The organism is Nocardioides sp. WJ219, from assembly GCF_058559815.1.
Map to the genome: position 1 here is coordinate 391,346 of NZ_JBZUJV010000003.1, position 15,514 is coordinate 406,859.

Sequence of the window (15,514 nt, forward strand, 5' to 3'; positions counted from 1 at the left end):
CGCGGGCTGATGCAGGACCGCCCCCTCACCATCCCGGGCCTGCTCTCGCGGGCCGAGGGGGCGTTCGGGCACAAGCGGGTCGTCACCGGCGGGACCGCCGACGCCGTGGCCACCTGGCGGGAGATCGGTCCGCGGGTCCGGCAGCTGGCGCGGGCGCTCGACGCCCTCGGCGTACCGCCCGGTGCGTGCGTGGGGACGTTCGCCTGGAACAGCCAGCGCCACGTCGAGCTGTACCTCGCCGTGCCGTGCTCGGGTCGCGTGCTCCACACCGTCAACCACCGCCTGCACGGCGACCAGGTCACCTTCATCGTCAACGACGCGGCCGACGACGTCCTGTTCGTCGACCGGACCATCATGCCCGTGGTGTGGCCGCTCATCGGCTCGTTCGCGACCGTGCGGCACGTGGTCGTCATGGACGACGGCGGCGACGCGCCGCTCCCGGACGACCCCCGGATCCTCGACTACGAGCAGCTGGTCGGCGCGCAGCCGTCGGACCCGATCGCGACCGTTGTCGACGACGAGGACGCGGCCGCCGCGCTCTGCTACACCTCCGGCACCACCGGCAACCCGAAGGGCGTCCTCTACAGCCACCGCTCGGTGGTCCTGCACAGCCTGCTGCTGCTCGGCGCCGACGTCTTCGCCCTGAGCGAGAGGGACGTCGTGGCGCCGATCGTGCCGATGTTCCACGTCAACGCCTGGGGTCTGCCGTACGCCGCGATGCAGTGCGGGGCCGACCTGGTCCTCCCGGGACCCGCCACGTCGGCGGAGCAGCTGACCGCCCTCCTGGCCCGCCACCACGTCACGTTCAGCGCCGCCGTCGCGACCGTGTGGCGCGGCATGATCCCGTTCCTGGGGAGTCACGACCTGACGTCGCTGCGGTGCCTCGTGAGCGGCGGTGGCGCGGTCGACGACGCCTTGTCCAAGGCCTACGAGTCGGCCGTGGGGATCCCGCTGACCAACGCGTGGGGCATGACCGAGACGAGCCCCGTCGTGACGACGTCCCGCCTGGCGACCCACCACCGCGACCTCGACCACGACGCACGCCGGCTGCTGCTGGGCACCCCCGGTCCGGCCGTCCCCCTGACCGAGATCCGGGTGGTGTCCGACGACGGCGTCGAGCAGCCGCGCGACGGGCGGACGCCCGGCGAGCTGCAGGTGGCCGGCACCACGATCGCGCGCGCCTACTTCGGAGCAGACCCCGGCGCGGGGTCCTTCACCGACGACGGGTGGCTGCGGACGGGCGACGTCGCCACGATCGACCCGTGGGGCTACCTGCGGATCGTCGACCGCACCAAGGACCTGGTGAAGTCCGGGGGAGAGTGGATCTCGTCGGTCGAGCTCGAGAACGCCGTGATGTCCGACCCCCGCGTCGAGGAGGCGGCCGTCATCGGGGTCGTCGACGCCCACTGGGGCGAGCGACCCGTCGCCTGCGTGGTCCCCGCGCCGGGGGAGTCGCTCACCGCCGAGGACGTCCGCGAGCACCTGCGCGACCGGGTGGCGTCGTGGTGGATCCCCGAGCGCATCGAGATGGTGAGCGAGATCCCGAGGACCGCCACCGGCAAGTGGTCCAAGCAGGCGCTCCGCGAGCAGTTCGCCGACCTCGACCCCGCCTGAACCGTCGACCCACAGAGAGCACCGATCACCATGGCCATCGAACCCCGCCTCGTCGTCACCGGCCACGATGCCGACGGCACCGCCGTCTTCGTCGAGGACCGCCACCCCGACCCCGTTCGGGTCCAGGCACTCCCGGGTGCCGACTTCTTCCTGCTGTGGGGGACGCCGGACGGCACCGCCACGGTCGGCGAGCAGGACGCCGTCCCGGTGCTCCGCCCCTACTTCCCCGGCGTCGGTGGGAGCCGCGTCCTCTTCCTGCGCTGGGCTCCGCACACCGATGAGCCCCGGCCTGCCGCCGATCCAGCGGCCGTGGCGGACGAGGTCGCCGACACGCTGCCCGGGCTCCTCGACCCGTTCGAGGACGGCGACGACGGCATGCACACCACCGACACCGTCGACTACGCCATCTGCCTGGAGGGCGAGCTCTGCCTCGAGCTCGACGACGGGGCCGAGGTGACCCTGACCCCCGGCACCTGCGTCGTCCAGCGCGGCACCCGGCACGCCTGGACCAACCGCAGCGACCGGCCCGCGCTGATGTGCTACGTGCAGATCGGCGCCGTCCGGGTCGGGTGACGGTCGGGCTGACCTGGTCGTCTCCCACCGGACGTCGGCCATCTCGGCGTCGACAGCGCACAGGAGCCTCACCGAGCACCACCAGTCACGGGTTGTCCACAGATCCCGTCGAGGGTCTGTCCTGACGCCGGGGACCGTGCTTAGAGTCCGGTGATCAGCGTGCTCCGTCTCGGGAAGGGGAGGCCGCCGATGACCCTGACGCACCCCCACGTCGCGCTCGGCGGCACCAGTGCAGCCCTGGTCGACGACCTGGACCGGTCGGTGCGCGAGCTGGTGCGTCGTGAGGGTGTCGACCCGCAGCGTGACGCGGGGGTGGTGCGGCGGATCGCGGAGGCGGTGGTGCGCAGCCACGACGAGCGGAGCCTGACCGGCGTGGTGGCGCCGGTGGCCGACGTCGCCGCGATGGTCGGGGAGCTGGTGGCGCGGGTCTCGGGGTTCGGGCCGTTGCAGCCGTTCCTGGACGACCCGGCGGTGGAGGAGATCTGGATCAACGACCCGAGCCGGGTGTTCGTGGCGCGGCACGGGCGGCACGAGCTGACCAACCTGGTGCTCACCACCGCGCAGGTGACCGAGCTGGTGGAGCGGATGCTGAAGTCGAGCGGACGCCGCCTCGACGTGAGTGCGCCGTTCGTCGACGCGATGCTGCCCGAGGGGCACCGGCTGCACGTCGTCCTGGAGGGCATCAGCCGGGGGTTCTCAGCGGTCAACATCCGCAAGTTCGTGCTGCGCGCGGGGCAGCTCGGCGACCTGGTCGAGCTCGGCAGCCTCAGCCCGCGGGCGGCGTCGTTCCTCGAGGCCAGCGTGCGGGCGGGGCTCAACGTCCTGGTCGCCGGCGGCACCCAGGCCGGCAAGACCACGCTGCTCAACTGCCTGGCCGCCAGCATCCCCGGCGGGGAGCGGGTGGTGAGCGCGGAGGAGGTCTTCGAGCTGCAGTTCCCGCACCCCGACTGGGTGCCGATGCAGACCCGGCAGTCGGGGCTGGAGGGGACCGGGGAGATCCGGCTGCGCGACCTGGTCAAGGAGGCGCTGCGGATGCGACCGAGCCGGATCGTGGTCGGCGAGGTCCGGTCGGAGGAGTGCCTCGACCTGCTGCTCGCCCTCAACGCCGGCCTGCCGGGGATGTGCACCCTGCACGCCAACAGCGCGCGGGAGGCGCTGGTGAAGATGTGCACGTTGCCGCTGCTGGCGGGGGAGAACATCTCGGCGCGGTTCGTGGTGCCGACGGTGGCGGCGTCGGTCGACCTGGTGGTCCACCTCGGCATCGACGCCCAGGGGGTGCGCCGGGTCAACGAGATCGCCGGGGTGCCCGGACGGGTCGAGAACGACATCATCGAGGTGGAGCCGCTGTTCGTGCGCCAGGGCCACGAGCTGCGGCGTACCCAGGGGTTGCCGCCGCGGCTCGAGCTGTTCGAGCGGGTCGGTGTCGACGTGCACGCGTTGCTCAACGAGGGCCGGTGACGTCGTGGGGGCGTTGGTCGGGCTCGGGGTCGGGGTCGGACTGCTCCTGATCTGGTCGGCGTTCACCATGCCGCGGACGCCGGCGCGTGCCGGTCGCGCGCCCGGGCGGGTGCGCCGGCTGCTCGACAGCGCCGGCCTGCCCGACGTGTCGGTCGCCGGTCTCGCGGTGCTCTGCCTGGTCTGCGCCGTCGTGGTCGCGCTCGTCGTGCAGGCGGTCACGAGCACCCCGCCGGTGGCGGTGGCGTTCGGGGCCATCGGCGGCTACCTCCCGCTGGCCGTGGTGTCCGGACGGGCGCGGCGCCGGCTGCGCGAGCTCGCGGAGGTGTGGCCGGAGGCCATCGACAACCTCGCCTCGGCCGTGCGCGCCGGGCTGTCCCTGCCCGACGCGCTCGCCGGGCTGGCCACCCGCGGGCCCGAGCCGCTGCGTCCGGCGTTCGACGCCTTCGCCCTCGACTACCAGGTGACCGGGCGGTTCGGCGAGAGCCTCGACCGGCTCAAGGCCCGACTGGCCGACCCCGTCGGCGACCGCGTCGTGGAGGGACTCCGGATCGCCCGCGAGGTCGGCGGCGGCGAGCTCGGGCGGCTGCTGCGTAACCTGTCGGGCTACCTGCGCGACGACCTGCGCACCCGCTCCGAGCTGGAGTCCCGCCAGGCGTGGGCCGTCAACGGCGCCCGGCTCGCGGTCGCGGCGCCGTGGCTCGTGCTGCTGCTGATGTCGCTGCAGTCCGACGTGATCCAGCGCTACCGCTCGGCGACTGGTGCCGTCGTCCTCGCCGTCGGCGCCGGGCTGTGCGTGCTCGCCTACCGGGTGATGATGCGGATCGGGCGGCTGCCCCTCGAGCGACGGATCCTGTCGTGACGCCGGGGACCTGGGGTGCGCTGCTCGGCGGTACGGCGGGGCTCGGGCTGGTGCTCGCCGGCCGGCGGGTCCTGGTGATCCGCCGACCGTCCCTGGCGCTGCGGGTCCTGCCCTACGTGCGCGACGTCAGCCCCGGCGGACCCGGCGGACCCGGCGGTCTGAGGACCCTGCGTGAGCTGCCCGGCGAGAAGGGGCCGCGGTCGGCCGTCGCCGGGGTGTTCGGCCCGTCGGTGCGCTCGGCCGCCGACGCGGTCGAGCGGGTGCTCGGCGGCGCGCGCTCCGTCGAGCGACGGCTCGAGCGGGCCGGGATCGACAAGTCCGTCCACGAGCTGCGCATCGAGCAGGTGACGTGGGGGCTGGTCGGGTTCGCCGTCGCGGCGGCGTACGGCGTCCTGCAGGCGTTGCGCGGACCCACCTCGCCGGTCGCGGCGCTCCTGGTCTCCGCCGTCGCGTTCGCCGCCGGCGTGCTGGCCCGCGACAGCTACCTGACCAGCCAGGTCAAGGCGCGCGAACGACGCATCCTCGCCGAGTTCCCCACCGTGGCCGAGCTGCTGGCGTTGTCGGTGGCGGCGGGCGAGGGGCCCGTGGCGGCGCTGGGCCGGGTCGTCGAGCGCAGCGGGGGCGAGCTGTCGCGCGACCTGGGCCGGGTGCTGGCCGCGATCCGCACCGGCGAGCCGGTCGGCGCGGCGTTCGACCGGATGGCCGCCACCACCGGGCTGCCACTGGTCTCCCGGTTCGCCCAGGGCGTCGCGATCGCGGTCGAGCGCGGCACGCCGCTCGCCGACGTCCTGCACGCCCAGGCCGGCGACGTCCGCGAGGCCGGCCGCCGCGAGCTGATCGAGGTCGCCGCCCGGCGCGAGGTCCTGATGATGGTGCCCGTCGTCTTCCTGGTGCTGCCGGTGACCATCCTGTTCGCCTTCTGGCCGGGCTTCATCGGCCTCTCGCTCACTGCTTGACCCCACATCCATCTCGGGAGAGGAACCCATCATGGGGAAGATCCAGGCACTGCTCGTCCGGGCCTACGTCGCACTGCTGCTGCCGCTCCTGGTGCCGCCACGGGAGCGCGAGCGGGGCGACGTGCCGGGCTGGGTGATGATCACGGTGATGAGTGCCGGCATCGTCGGGGTGCTGACGCTGGTCGCCAAGCCGCAGCTGTCCTCGATGCTCACCAACGCCCTCAACAGCGTGAAGTGACGATGGCGGCTCGCGACGAGCGCGGGTCGGCCGTCGTCGACTTCGTGCTCGTGCTGGCCGTGCTCGTCCCGCTGGTCCTGGGCATCCTCCAGCTCGCGCTGGTGCTGCACGTGCGCAACACGTTGGCCTCGGCTGCCGCCGAGGGCGCGCGGTACGCCGCGGTGCAGGGCCGCGGACCGGCCGACGGCGCGGCGCACACCCGTCGGCAGGTCGACGGTGCGGTGGCCGGTGAGTTCGCCGACGAGGTCACGGTCCGGCGGGTGGTGGTCGGTGGGGTGCCGACCATCGAGGTCGTGGTGCGGGCAAAGGTGCCGGCGCTGGGGCTGGGTGGGCCCGCGGTCGAGGTGGAGGTCGAGGGCCACGCCGTGCAGGAGCCGCCGTGAGGCGGCGAGCGCTGCTCCGAGCCCGTGACGAGCGGGGCAGCGCGATCGTGGAGATGGTGTGGCTCGGGATCCTCCTGCTGGTCCCGCTGGTCTACCTCGTGGTGTCTGTCTTCGAGGTCCAGCGCGGGGCGTTCGCGTCCACGAGCGCAGCCCGGTCAGCGGCCCGGGCGTTCGCGCTCGCACCCACCGACGCCGCGGGTCAGCGAGCCGCGGTCGCCGCTGCTCGGCAGGCGCTCGCCGACCAGGGCGTCGAGGGGGTCCCGGTCGAGGTGTCGGTGACCTGCACGCCGTACCCCGGGCAGTGCCACAGCGGGACCTCGGTCATCACCGTGAGGGTCGAGACCCGGGTCGACCTGCCGCTGGTGCCCGACGTGCTCGGCGGCGGCACGCCGTCGTTCGCTCTCGACGCGGCGCACACGGTGCCGATCGGGCAGTACCAGGAGATCACCGGTGGCGCGGCCGACTGAGCGCGGCCCTGAGCGCGGCTCGGTGACGCCGCTGGTCGTCGGGTTCGCGCTGGTGCTGCTGATGACGATCGCGGTGGTCGTCGACGCCAGCGCGGCCTACCTCAAGCGCCAGGACCTCGCGACGCTCGCCGAGGGAGCTGCGCTGCAGGGCGCCGACCGGGGCGGGGAGGGCCGCGAGGTCTACGACCGCGGCGTCACCGATCAGCCGCTGCGGCTCACGCCGTCGGCCACCCGCGCGGCGGTGACGGCGTACCTGCGCGGCGTCGGTGCGTACGCCGCCCACCCCGGCCTGGCGGTGGCGGTCACCGTCAGCGGGGGCCGGGTCGAGGTGCGGCTGACCGCGCCGGCCGAGCTGCCGCTCACGTTCCCCGGCACCCCCGACAGTGCGCGGGTGTCCGGCACCGGCTCCGCCGTCGCCGACCCTGAGTGACGCGGCCTGGTCCTCTACCGACGCGTCGACAGTGCACGGAACGTGGGCACGAACAGGGGTCGCATCGTCCGGGTCAGGTCTTCTCCCAGGTGCTTGTGGTCGAAGAACGTGTTGACGCCGCCGACGCGGCCGTAGCAGGTCCGGGCCGAGCAGTAGGCCGACGAGGTGTCGATCACCTGGGGCATTCCGTGCAACCCCGTCGAGAGTCGAGCCAGCCATCGGCGGTTGTCGCCGGCACGGGGCAGGACGCGCGCGCGGTCGAGGTCACAGACGTACGGGGCTTCGCCGGCCTCGCAGTGCGGGGCCTGCGGTGGCACCGCGCCGGACTGTGCCAGCACGTCGGCCGGGATGCGGGCCCGGCCGATGGCCCGGAACATGGCGTAGGACCGCTCGACCGCGAGACGGGCGACGTGCCGCTCGTAGTCGGTCATGCCGGAGTCGACGCCGGTCGCCCACTCGACCCGGAGCGCGGCATGTGCCGCTCGGTAGTAGTGCCAGTAGCCGCCCAGCAGCACCCGCAGCCTGCGACCGGACTCGGCGAGATCGCGCACGTAGGTGAGCGCGCGTGCGTTGTGACGGTCGCAGGTCAGGCGGGGTTCGCCGCTCGCGGCCGGGAACGGCAGGCTCAGGGGGCAGCCACCGGAGTAGATCACCACGAGGTTGACCCGACGCTTGTTCGAGGACGCCGTCAGCGGAGTCAGGTACTGCAGCGCGTGCGAGTCGCCCCAGAGCACCAGCCACGGGCGACGCTCGAACCGGGTGACCCGGCAGATCTTCGAGGGGCCCTGCTTGACGCACGCCTTCGGGAACTCGGGGTAGTCGCGGTCAGCAGCACGGACCGGACCGGCCGGCAGCGGTGTGCCCGGGTCGGCAGTGGCGGCGGTGGCGGCGCCACCGGTCAGCACCAGGCAGGACGCCCACGCGACGACGGCAGCTGTCGCCGCCCGTCGCACCGCGCGCCACGTCCCACCCACGACGTCGGTCACGTCGTCATGGTGACACGACCGAGCCGGCTCACCGGCGCGCGCAGACAGACAGACGTGGGTCCTGGTCGTCGGGCTGGCAGCGGACCGTGTCGCGCGACGTACTGCGACGCCGTGCCCGGTGCCTGCATCCTGGCCCGTTGCGCGGCCCGGCCATGCCGACGTCCCGCTGGCGATCGCCCCGATCTCGATGACGGTGGTAGGTAGGTTGCGCGGCATGGAACGTGTGGCGGCCGCCTTCATCTGTCTCAGCGTCGCTGCGGGATTCCTGTACGGCCTGCTGTTCACCGAGCTGCGGGTCATCGCCGCGCTGGGCGGTGCCCTGATCTTCGGCGCCGCTGCCATCGCGATGACCGGCATCGTGGCCGTACTGGTCGAGCTGGCGTCTCGGGCGCTCCGCCGCGACTCTTCCCGTGACTGACGACGTCGTGACCAACGCTCGGTCCTGCACGACAGCGCTCGACGCCGCACGGCTGGGCACCAGCCGTGCGCGAGACTGGCCCCATGACGGAGCAGCGGGAAACCCACTCGCGCGTGGTCGCTGGAGTGCGCGAGTTCTGGTGGACCGCGAGCCTGTGGGCTGCGGCCGAGGACTTGCCCGTGGTGTCGGTTCCCATCGCCCGTATCGCTGAGTTCGACCAGAACTGTTGGTTCGGTGACACCACTCCCACCTGTCGTGAGGTGGCGGAGCACGCACGTCGCATCGAGGCGGCAGACCTGAGCCACCCGGTGATCCTCAACGCCGAGGGCGGTCTGATGGATGGTGGTCATCGGATCGCCCGAGCGTGGCTCGATGGTCGCACCGAGGTCGACGCTGTCCGGTTCGAGGCCGACCCCGCGCCGGACTGGACTGTTCCCGACGCGCGGTAGCAAGCCCGACGCTCGGCACGGCAGCGCGCTCGCAGCGGCAGGGGACGTGCGCTACTCGGTGGCCTTCTGGTAGCTCCAGGACGCGCCGGCCTGGGTCGCGCCCGCGGCCGCGATCACGGCGGCGACGACGTTGAGCGCGCCGAGATCGGCGGCGCGGCCGATCGCGAACAGGACCGCGCCTGATCCCACGAGCGCCCACCCCAGCCAGAGGGGCCCCCGGGCTCGCCATGGCTTCGGCAACTGGTCCGACACATCCGCTCCTAGCACTCCTGGATGAGGCACATCATGTCCGAGCGCACTGAGGACCGCTGTGGACCACGGCCATCTAGTGGCAGTCACGGACGCGGCTCACGCCGTTGCTGTGCTTGTAGTGCAACCACCCGTCGGCGCGTCCCGAACCGTGCCTCGTCGTCCGGTGAGGGGTGGGCCCGGTTCGGGATGCCATGCGGCGGCGTTCCCGGCCGGGGTGCTTGTCGGAGGGTCGGATGCTCCGCGGGCCGGTTTGGTTGTGTGAGCGGCAGTGCTCGGTGGCGGTGGTTCGTCGGACGCATAATGGCGGCGTCCGCGACGTCCCACCAGCAGAGTTCGGGGCGGCGCACCACGCTGCCACCAGGGCCGACCAACCCCTGGTCGGGATCCAGCAGCCGAGCCGCCACGGAAGCCAGGGCGGTGCACCTGCGTGTGTCGAGGCGAGGATCCTGGTGGTTGCAAGCCGGGAGAGATCCTGACCATCGCGTCGGCCCCGCATCCGAGATGGTCAGCTGCCGCTGTGCGACACCCGATCAGATCTGGTTCGTGCCTCCGTCGACGTACAGGTTCGCGCCGACCACGTAGCTGCTCTCCTCCGAAGCCAGGAAGGCCACGATCGCGGCCGCCTCGTCGGGCCGACCCATGCGGCCCTTGGCCACTGTCGCGGCGACATGCTCCTTGATGGCCCTCGCGGACTCCTCGTCGCCGAACGCGGCGGTGCCCCCGGGCGTCTCGATCCACGCCGGCGAGACCACGTTGACTCGGATGCCTCGACCCTTGAGCTCGCTGGACCAGGTCCGCGCGAAGGACCGGACGGCCGCCTTCGACGCAGCGTAGGCACCGAACGCGTCCATCCCACGGTCGCCGGCCGTCGAACCGACCAGGACGATCGAGGCGCCGTCGTGCAACAGCGGGAGCGCCTTCTGCACCGTCAGCATGGTGCCTCGGACGTTGACGGCGAAGGTGTGGTCGAAGTGCTCCTCGGTCGTCTCCTCGAGCGTGACGAACGCACCGACCGCCGCGTTCGCGACGACGACGTCCAGACCCTTGCCCCGCGCCCGGACCGCGTCGTAGAGCCGGTCCAGGTCCTCGGCCTTCGAGATGTCGCCGACCACGGCGGTGGCCCGGTTCGTTCCGATCGTCCTGACTGCGGCCTCCAGCTCGGCCTCGCGCCGGCCGGTGATGAACACGTACGAACCCTCGTCCGCCAGTCTCACGGCGGAGGCCAGACCGATCCCACTGCTTCCACCGGTCACGACCGACGTCTTGCCATCCAGGTGTCCCATGCGGATCTCCGTCACTCTCTGTATCGGTTGAGCACATCGGTATCGATGCGCTGAACCGATCCTGCAGGCGGGATGCCGTATGATCCATGGCGTACAGTCCACAATTCTTTACATATCGTCCAGGGGGTCGCGTCGTGCTCGGATTCCGGGACCCGGTCGCTGATGCGATCGGCCTGCTCCGGCCCCACACGGTGATCGGGCCCAACCTCCAGGCCGCGGGCGAGTGGGCCCTGCGCTTCGAGTCGTTCCTGCACGTGCGGGTCGGTGGCGTCGTACGCGGCACGTGCTGGTTGACACTCGATGGCCACGAGCCGGTGCTCCTGCAGGAGGGGGACACCTTCATGCTGGGCAACCCCCCGCCCTACGTTCTGGCCGGCTCGCTCGACGCGAGCCCGCACCCTGCGGCACCGGCCTGGGCGGGTGCCGAGGACGGGTTCGTCCGGATCGGCCCAGACTCCGACGACGACCTCTACATGTGCATCGGGCACATCGGCTTCGACGAGACCAATGCGGCGCTCCTCACCGATCTCCTGCCGCCGCTCGTCATCGTCCGAGTGACCGATCCCCATGGCCGCCAGCTCGCGCAGCTCATCGAGCTCCTGGCCGCCGAGGTCGGGATCACCGCCCCTGGCGGTCCGCTGGTCCAGAACCACCTCGCACAGATCCTGCTCGTGCACATGCTGCGTGCCCACGCTGGTCAGACCGATCGGCCCACCGGCTGGCTAGGTGCCTTGAACGAGGACGGAATCGGTGCCGCCCTTCGTGCCGTGCACGCTGACGTGGCGAACTCCTGGACCCTTCAAGAACTCGCCGACATCAGCCACATGTCACGTTCTGCGTTCGCCCAGGCGTTCAAGAGCCACGTCGGGGTCCCGCCGCTCGAGTACCTGATCGAGTGGCGCATGAGCCTCGCTCGCGACGCCCTTGCCCGCGACACCCTGTCCATCTCCGAGCTCGCACGAGCCACGGGGTACCAGTCCGAGAGTGCGTTCAGCACCGCGTTCCGCCGCGTGGTCGGCTCATCGCCGGCACAGTTCCGCAAGCAGGCACGGCAGCTGACCCCCTCGGTGGCGGGCGGGACCTGACGAGGACGTCCGGGGTGTCCGGGGCCGCGGGTTGTAACGCCAGGTGGCCCAGGACTTGATGAGTAGCTCGACTGCTGCCTTGGACGCGCCGTAGGCCGCCCCGATGGGGGCTGGAGAGGTGGCCGCCGTCGAGGTGATGTTGACGATCGATCCGCGGCCGCGCAGCGCCATGCCGGGGGCCAGGGCGCCGACCAGCAGGAACGGAGCTCGGGTGTTGAGGGCGATGTGGTGTGGACAACCCAATCTGTGCACGTTGTGGGTTGTCCGACCCAAGAACGGCAGGTTGTCGGGTATGCCGGAGGGTGACGTGGCGGGCGGCCCGAGACGTGCTGGGCAGCGCCTCCTGACGCGCAAGGGTCAGGCCACGCGGGATCGCATCGTCATCGCTGCCACCGACCTCATCGCCCGCCAAGCCGACGCTGTGGGCGAGATCGGTGGTTGCCCCAGATCGGTGCTCTCGACAGCTTCGAGGCGCTCGAGGCGTGGGCGAGAGCAGCGATCGAGCGGCAGCACGAGAACGACGGCCGAGGTGAGTGCAGCCTCGGGACGTTGGCCGCGGAGCCCAGCGTCCGCGACGAGGGATCTCGGCTCGAGCTCTCGACGGGTTTCCTCCGGTGTCAACGTCTCCTCCGCGAGGGGCTGGCGGCCATGCTCGCAACTCTCGAAGTGTCCGCCCGACGCTCGGCAGATCCGAGCGTCCGGCACGGTGCGGATTGACGCGCAGCGGGTGGGGGTGTCTATTGGTGGGGCCGGTTCGGCGGCCCGATGCCAGGGAGCAGACGATGACTGCAGCGACGTACCTCGACGGCAACTTTGCGCCGGTAGCCACCGAGTTGACCGCTACGGACCTCGAGGTCACGGGCGCGGTGCCGCCGGGCCTGGAGGGCAGGTACATCCGCACCGGGCCCAACCCGTTCGCAGCGCAGGCCGACACGTACCACTGGTTCGCGGGCGACGGGATGGTGCACGGGGTCGACCTGCGCGGCGGCCGACCACGCTGGTACCGCAACCGGTGGGTGCGCAGCCCCGAGGCCAGTGCGCATTTCCATGAGGCCCCGGTGCCTCATGAAGACGGCGGGTGGTATCCCGGCTCGGGCAACACCAACGTGTTCGCCCACGCCGGCCGGATCCTGGCCGTGACCGAGGGGTCGCTGCCTTACGAGCTGTCGTGCGACCTGGACACGGTCGCCACCCGCAACTTCGGTGGCCCTCTCCCTGCCGGCATCAACGCTCACCCCAAGGTCGACCCGAATACCGGCGAGCTGCACGTGATGAGCTACGGCTTCGACAACCCCGCGTTGCGCTATCACGTGATCGGGTCCTCCGGGGAGCTCGTCAGCACTGTCGACATCGACCTCCCGGCTCCGGTCATGCTCCACGACATGGGCCTGACCGCCACCCGGGTCGTGCTCTTCGACCTGCCTGTGCTCTTCGACCTGGAGCTCGCCCTCCAGGGCGTTGCCCTGCCCTTCCGCTGGCGCCCCGACAACGGGGCCCGGGTCGGGCTCCTGCCCCGGGCCGGCACCGCGTCCGACGTCGTGTGGATCGACGTCGAGCCGTGCTTCGTCTACCACCCTCTCAACGCCTTCGACGACGGTGACCGAGTGATCATGGACCTGGTGGTGCACGACCGTGCCTTCGCCGAGGACGCAGAGCCCCTGTCCGATCGCCCCCGTCTGGAGCGCTGGACCATCGACCCTCGGGCCCGCAAGGTCCTCACCGAGACGATCGACGATCGAGGCACGGAGTTCCCGCGCGGGGACGAACGACTAACTGGCCGCCGCCACCGCTACGGCTACACGATCGGCGTGTCCTCGGTGCGCCACCTGGGCGGCCTCGGCGATGACCCTCGGACAGCTGTACGCAAGCACGACCTCCTCGGCGGCACCACCGTCGAGGTGGACCTGGGCTCTGGCCGCATCGCCAGCGAGATGGTGTTCGTCCCGGCCGGCAGCGCGGTTGGCGAGGACGACGGTTGGCTCATGGGCTACGTGTACGACGCCGCGCGCGGCGCCAGCGACCTGGTGATCATCGACGCCCACGACTTCGGACAACCGGTGGCCACGATCCACCTGCCGACCCGGGTACCGCAGGGATTCCACGGGAACTGGATCCCGGATTCCGCCCTCGCCTGAGGAATGGACTCCAGGATCCGAGCGGGTCGTCCCCTGGCGCCGCAGAGCGTGCGCGGTCCCTCGATGAGAGGGACATCCGGCAGCGAGGGCCGAGGACAGGTACGGACGTCAGTGGGCACACGCTCATGCGACCTTCGCCCCTGGAATGGCTCCGGGTGCCACGCAACCGCTGCCCACACGACGGCGAGACCGCCCACTTGCGGCAAGTCGGGCGGGTCAGTCCGTCGGGGAGCCTGTTGGCGTTCCCGGCTCCGTTGGGCTCGGGTAGGAGCAGGCGCAGTCGAGCTCGTCGTCGCAGCCCGCGACGACGAGGGCCGTGAGACACGTGATGGTCCCCAGGAGGAGGCGGAGTGGCTGGCGCACGACCATGAGACGCGCCTGTGCCACGACGGGTTCCACGGATTGCCAGGCCGTCGGCACGAGCGCTCGCAGCGCGGCATGGTCGGGCGGAGCCCTCAGTGCGGCATGATCGCGCTCGCACCTTCCGGACTATTATCCGGCCCGAGGCGCACGTCCACTGCACCGCCCAATAGGTCAGCTGCCGGTAGCGGTCGGGTACCAGACGGTCAGTTCTCCGCCAGGAGCGCAAACGATCAGCAGGTCATCCTCGGAACTGATCTGCCAGGACTCGTAGTGCCGATCTGGCTCGACCTGGAGTTGCAGACCATGTTCGAACGCCACTGCGAGGTGCCCATGTGTCACGTCGATGCGGGTGACGGCCTTGTTCAGGGAGCGGAGCAACGATGTCGCGACGAGGTCGTCGTTCCAAACACACGTGTCGAGGGGCCTGCCAGGTTGCGCAAGCTCGAAAGACGACTGCTCAATCATGACCTCACGGGGAATGGTGCCCGCATCTTCGCCCCAGAACGTCAGCCGGATACCGCCCATGGCCATGCTGAACTGCGAAAGTCGTCGACCCACAAGCATGCGCAACTGCGCGATCAGGCGAGGATCGTTGAACACCTCCGGACCGGAGGCGTCGCAGAAGCGCGCGTCCGTCTCTCCGTCGGCCCGGCTCGTTGTGATGCTCGCGACCAGTCTTGGGTTGTTCGGTTCGAGTGGATCCATGTAGTCAGAGTGCCCTGGGCAACCCGCACGCACAGTGCAGTGGCCCGACCCGCTGTGCCCTCAGCGCGGCATGGTCGGGCGGAGCCCACAGCGCGGAATGACCGGGCGGAGCTTGTACGGCGGCACGGTCGCCCGGCACCGATCAGATTTTGTGCGTGGTGAGGTAGCGGCAGACTCGGATGGTGCACTCGTGTCCTTGCTGTGGCTATCGCACGTTGCCGAGTCGGTATGACTACGAGGTGTGCCCGGTTTGTTGGTGGGAGGACGACGGGGCTCAGCCCTGGGAAGTTGGTGGCCCGAACGGGGTGTCGTTGATCGAGGCGCAGCGGCAGTTCTTGCGACGACGCCGCCCCTTCTCGCTGCGTCCTGGCCGAGTGCGCACGCCGCGACGTCGTGAGGCTCGCGACTCTGGTTGGCGACCGATGGAGGTGACCGAGGATGTCCAGGCGCTGATGGATCGGGCGCGCGCTGCGTTCGATGAGGAGATGGCAGAGCTCGACGCTCGCGTGGCCGAGGACATCGCGCGAGACCCCGAAGGCCCGCTGAAGGAGTACAACGCCGCGATCCGCGAGCTGGAGTCAGCCGCGACGCACCTGAGTCACGCTGAAGTCGAGCGCCGGTTTCGCGAGGTCAGTCACGCCCACGGCATGCTGTGGCCTGCGGCACAGGTTGAGTTGTTGTCCCGGCGACTGAAAGAGCCACGGTTCTACTACCGCCACCCGTTTCGCGGGGCATGGTGGCTGATCCGCTACTCACGCCCAAGGACCTTCGCTCGTCGGGTGAGGGAACTGCGGACGGGAACGATCCGCGCTAGTGGCTAGCGCCGACGCTTTGCGCTTCGCCCAACGCAGAGAACTCAG

The 15,514-nt window shown here is 71.1% G+C and carries 19 protein-coding genes and 1 pseudogene; 15 read left to right on the plus strand and 5 right to left on the minus strand.

What is annotated here, in order from left to right; genetic code table 11:
• Positions 1–9 precede the first annotated feature (9 nt).
• The 9 genes from AC4MBH_RS09725 (at position 10) to AC4MBH_RS09765 (ending at position 6,978) form a co-directional block, all read left to right on the plus strand.
• On the plus strand, positions 10–1,614 hold the full coding sequence (locus tag AC4MBH_RS09725) for a long-chain fatty acid--CoA ligase (protein WP_491794652.1): 1,605 nt from the start codon (positions 10–12) through the stop codon (positions 1,612–1,614).
• Between the two features lie 30 nt (positions 1,615–1,644).
• Complete coding sequence (locus tag AC4MBH_RS09730) at positions 1,645–2,187, plus strand: cupin domain-containing protein (RefSeq protein WP_491794653.1); 543 nt, start codon at positions 1,645–1,647, stop codon at positions 2,185–2,187.
• A 189-nt stretch (positions 2,188–2,376) separates the two neighbouring features.
• Complete coding sequence (locus tag AC4MBH_RS09735; RefSeq protein WP_491794654.1) at positions 2,377–3,645, plus strand: TadA family conjugal transfer-associated ATPase; 1,269 nt, start codon at positions 2,377–2,379, stop codon at positions 3,643–3,645.
• Positions 3,646–3,649: 4 nt separating this feature from the next.
• A complete protein-coding gene (locus AC4MBH_RS09740) occupies positions 3,650–4,504 on the plus strand; it encodes a type II secretion system F family protein (RefSeq protein WP_491794655.1) in 855 nt (284 codons plus the stop codon).
• Positions 4,501–5,460, plus strand: coding sequence for a type II secretion system F family protein (locus AC4MBH_RS09745; RefSeq protein WP_491794656.1), 960 nt, complete (start codon positions 4,501–4,503; stop codon positions 5,458–5,460). The genes AC4MBH_RS09740 and AC4MBH_RS09745 overlap by 4 nt, the downstream gene beginning before the upstream one ends.
• Positions 5,461–5,491: 31 nt before the next feature.
• Complete coding sequence (locus tag AC4MBH_RS09750; protein WP_491794657.1) at positions 5,492–5,698, plus strand: hypothetical protein; 207 nt, start codon at positions 5,492–5,494, stop codon at positions 5,696–5,698.
• Positions 5,699–5,700: 2 nt separating this feature from the next.
• Positions 5,701–6,081 carry a TadE/TadG family type IV pilus assembly protein gene (locus AC4MBH_RS09755; protein ID WP_491794658.1) on the plus strand — a complete coding sequence of 127 codons (381 nt, stop codon included), beginning with the start codon at positions 5,701–5,703 and terminating at the stop codon, positions 6,079–6,081.
• A complete protein-coding gene (locus AC4MBH_RS09760; RefSeq protein WP_491794659.1) occupies positions 6,078–6,548 on the plus strand; it encodes a hypothetical protein in 471 nt (156 codons plus the stop codon). The genes AC4MBH_RS09755 and AC4MBH_RS09760 overlap by 4 nt, the downstream gene beginning before the upstream one ends.
• Entirely contained in the window at positions 6,532–6,978 is a 447-nt protein-coding gene (locus tag AC4MBH_RS09765; RefSeq protein ID WP_491794660.1) for a pilus assembly protein TadG-related protein, read from the plus strand. Before AC4MBH_RS09760 ends, AC4MBH_RS09765 begins: the two co-directional genes overlap by 17 nt.
• 14 nt (positions 6,979–6,992) lie before the next feature.
• Here AC4MBH_RS09765 and AC4MBH_RS09770 read toward each other — a convergent pair whose 3' ends face one another.
• Complete coding sequence (locus AC4MBH_RS09770; RefSeq protein ID WP_491794661.1) at positions 6,993–7,964, minus strand: SGNH hydrolase domain-containing protein; 972 nt, start codon at positions 7,962–7,964, stop codon at positions 6,993–6,995.
• Positions 7,965–8,178: 214 nt separating this feature from the next.
• Between AC4MBH_RS09770 and AC4MBH_RS09775 the strand changes: the two genes are divergently transcribed.
• Both AC4MBH_RS09775 and AC4MBH_RS09780 read left to right on the plus strand, forming a co-directional pair.
• Positions 8,179–8,382 carry a hypothetical protein gene (locus AC4MBH_RS09775; protein WP_491794662.1) on the plus strand — a complete coding sequence of 68 codons (204 nt, stop codon included), beginning with the start codon at positions 8,179–8,181 and terminating at the stop codon, positions 8,380–8,382.
• An 83-nt stretch (positions 8,383–8,465) separates the two neighbouring features.
• Positions 8,466–8,831, plus strand: coding sequence for a hypothetical protein (locus tag AC4MBH_RS09780; RefSeq protein ID WP_491794663.1), 366 nt, complete (start codon positions 8,466–8,468; stop codon positions 8,829–8,831).
• 51 nt (positions 8,832–8,882) lie between these two features.
• On the opposite strand, the gene AC4MBH_RS09785 is transcribed toward AC4MBH_RS09780, so the two are convergent.
• Complete coding sequence (locus AC4MBH_RS09785; RefSeq protein ID WP_491794664.1) at positions 8,883–9,020, minus strand: hypothetical protein; 138 nt, start codon at positions 9,018–9,020, stop codon at positions 8,883–8,885.
• Between the two features lie 593 nt (positions 9,021–9,613).
• Positions 9,614–10,366 carry an SDR family NAD(P)-dependent oxidoreductase gene (locus AC4MBH_RS09790; RefSeq protein WP_491794882.1) on the minus strand — a complete coding sequence of 251 codons (753 nt, stop codon included), beginning with the start codon at positions 10,364–10,366 and terminating at the stop codon, positions 9,614–9,616.
• Positions 10,367–10,500: 134 nt separating this feature from the next.
• On the opposite strand from AC4MBH_RS09790, the gene AC4MBH_RS09795 reads away from it, so the two are divergent.
• A complete protein-coding gene (locus AC4MBH_RS09795; protein WP_491794665.1) occupies positions 10,501–11,451 on the plus strand; it encodes an AraC family transcriptional regulator in 951 nt (316 codons plus the stop codon).
• Here AC4MBH_RS09795 and AC4MBH_RS09800 read toward each other — a convergent pair.
• The gene (locus AC4MBH_RS09800) at positions 11,386–11,805 is read right to left on the minus strand and encodes an SDR family NAD(P)-dependent oxidoreductase (protein WP_491794666.1); all 420 of its coding nucleotides are present in this window, start codon (positions 11,803–11,805) and stop codon (positions 11,386–11,388) included. The two genes, AC4MBH_RS09795 and AC4MBH_RS09800, sit on opposite strands and share 66 nt — an antisense overlap.
• A 428-nt stretch (positions 11,806–12,233) precedes the next feature.
• Here AC4MBH_RS09800 and AC4MBH_RS09805 point away from each other — a divergent pair, with 428 nt between their 5' ends.
• Positions 12,234–13,586 (plus strand): carotenoid oxygenase family protein, encoded by a 1,353-nt coding sequence (locus tag AC4MBH_RS09805; RefSeq protein WP_491794667.1) that lies wholly within the window; start codon positions 12,234–12,236, stop codon positions 13,584–13,586.
• A gap of 534 nt (positions 13,587–14,120) precedes the next feature.
• Here the strand turns inward: AC4MBH_RS09805 and AC4MBH_RS09810 are convergent.
• Entirely contained in the window at positions 14,121–14,654 is a 534-nt protein-coding gene (locus AC4MBH_RS09810; RefSeq protein ID WP_491794668.1) for a DUF6188 family protein, read from the minus strand.
• A 179-nt stretch (positions 14,655–14,833) separates the two neighbouring features.
• On the opposite strand from AC4MBH_RS09810, the pseudogene AC4MBH_RS09815 reads away from it, so the two are divergent.
• Both AC4MBH_RS09815 and AC4MBH_RS09820 read left to right on the plus strand, forming a co-directional pair.
• Positions 14,834–14,980 (plus strand): annotated as a pseudogene (locus AC4MBH_RS09815) (CPCC family cysteine-rich protein); the annotation flags it as partial.
• Between the two features lie 96 nt (positions 14,981–15,076).
• Complete coding sequence (locus AC4MBH_RS09820) at positions 15,077–15,475, plus strand: hypothetical protein (protein WP_491794884.1); 399 nt, start codon at positions 15,077–15,079, stop codon at positions 15,473–15,475.
• The last annotated feature ends 39 nt before the right edge of the window (positions 15,476–15,514 follow it).

Excerpts from the sequence above, each read along its gene's own strand:
- AC4MBH_RS09725 (WP_491794652.1), top strand. The coding sequence starts at position 10 with ATGCAGGACCGCCCCCTCACCATCCCGGGCCTGCTCTCGCGGGCCGAG.
- AC4MBH_RS09730 (WP_491794653.1), top strand. The coding sequence starts at position 1,645 with ATGGCCATCGAACCCCGCCTCGTCGTCACCGGCCACGATGCCGACGGC.
- AC4MBH_RS09735 (WP_491794654.1), top strand. The coding sequence starts at position 2,377 with ATGACCCTGACGCACCCCCACGTCGCGCTCGGCGGCACCAGTGCAGCC.
- AC4MBH_RS09750 (WP_491794657.1), top strand. The coding sequence starts at position 5,492 with ATGGGGAAGATCCAGGCACTGCTCGTCCGGGCCTACGTCGCACTGCTG.
- AC4MBH_RS09755 (WP_491794658.1), top strand. The coding sequence starts at position 5,701 with ATGGCGGCTCGCGACGAGCGCGGGTCGGCCGTCGTCGACTTCGTGCTC.
- AC4MBH_RS09775 (WP_491794662.1), top strand. The coding sequence starts at position 8,179 with ATGGAACGTGTGGCGGCCGCCTTCATCTGTCTCAGCGTCGCTGCGGGA.
- AC4MBH_RS09780 (WP_491794663.1), top strand. The coding sequence starts at position 8,466 with ATGACGGAGCAGCGGGAAACCCACTCGCGCGTGGTCGCTGGAGTGCGC.
- AC4MBH_RS09790 (WP_491794882.1), bottom strand. The coding sequence starts at position 10,366 with ATGGGACACCTGGATGGCAAGACGTCGGTCGTGACCGGTGGAAGCAGT.
- AC4MBH_RS09805 (WP_491794667.1), top strand. The coding sequence starts at position 12,234 with ATGACTGCAGCGACGTACCTCGACGGCAACTTTGCGCCGGTAGCCACC.
- AC4MBH_RS09810 (WP_491794668.1), bottom strand. The coding sequence starts at position 14,654 with ATGGATCCACTCGAACCGAACAACCCAAGACTGGTCGCGAGCATCACA.
- AC4MBH_RS09820 (WP_491794884.1), top strand. The coding sequence starts at position 15,077 with ATGGAGGTGACCGAGGATGTCCAGGCGCTGATGGATCGGGCGCGCGCT.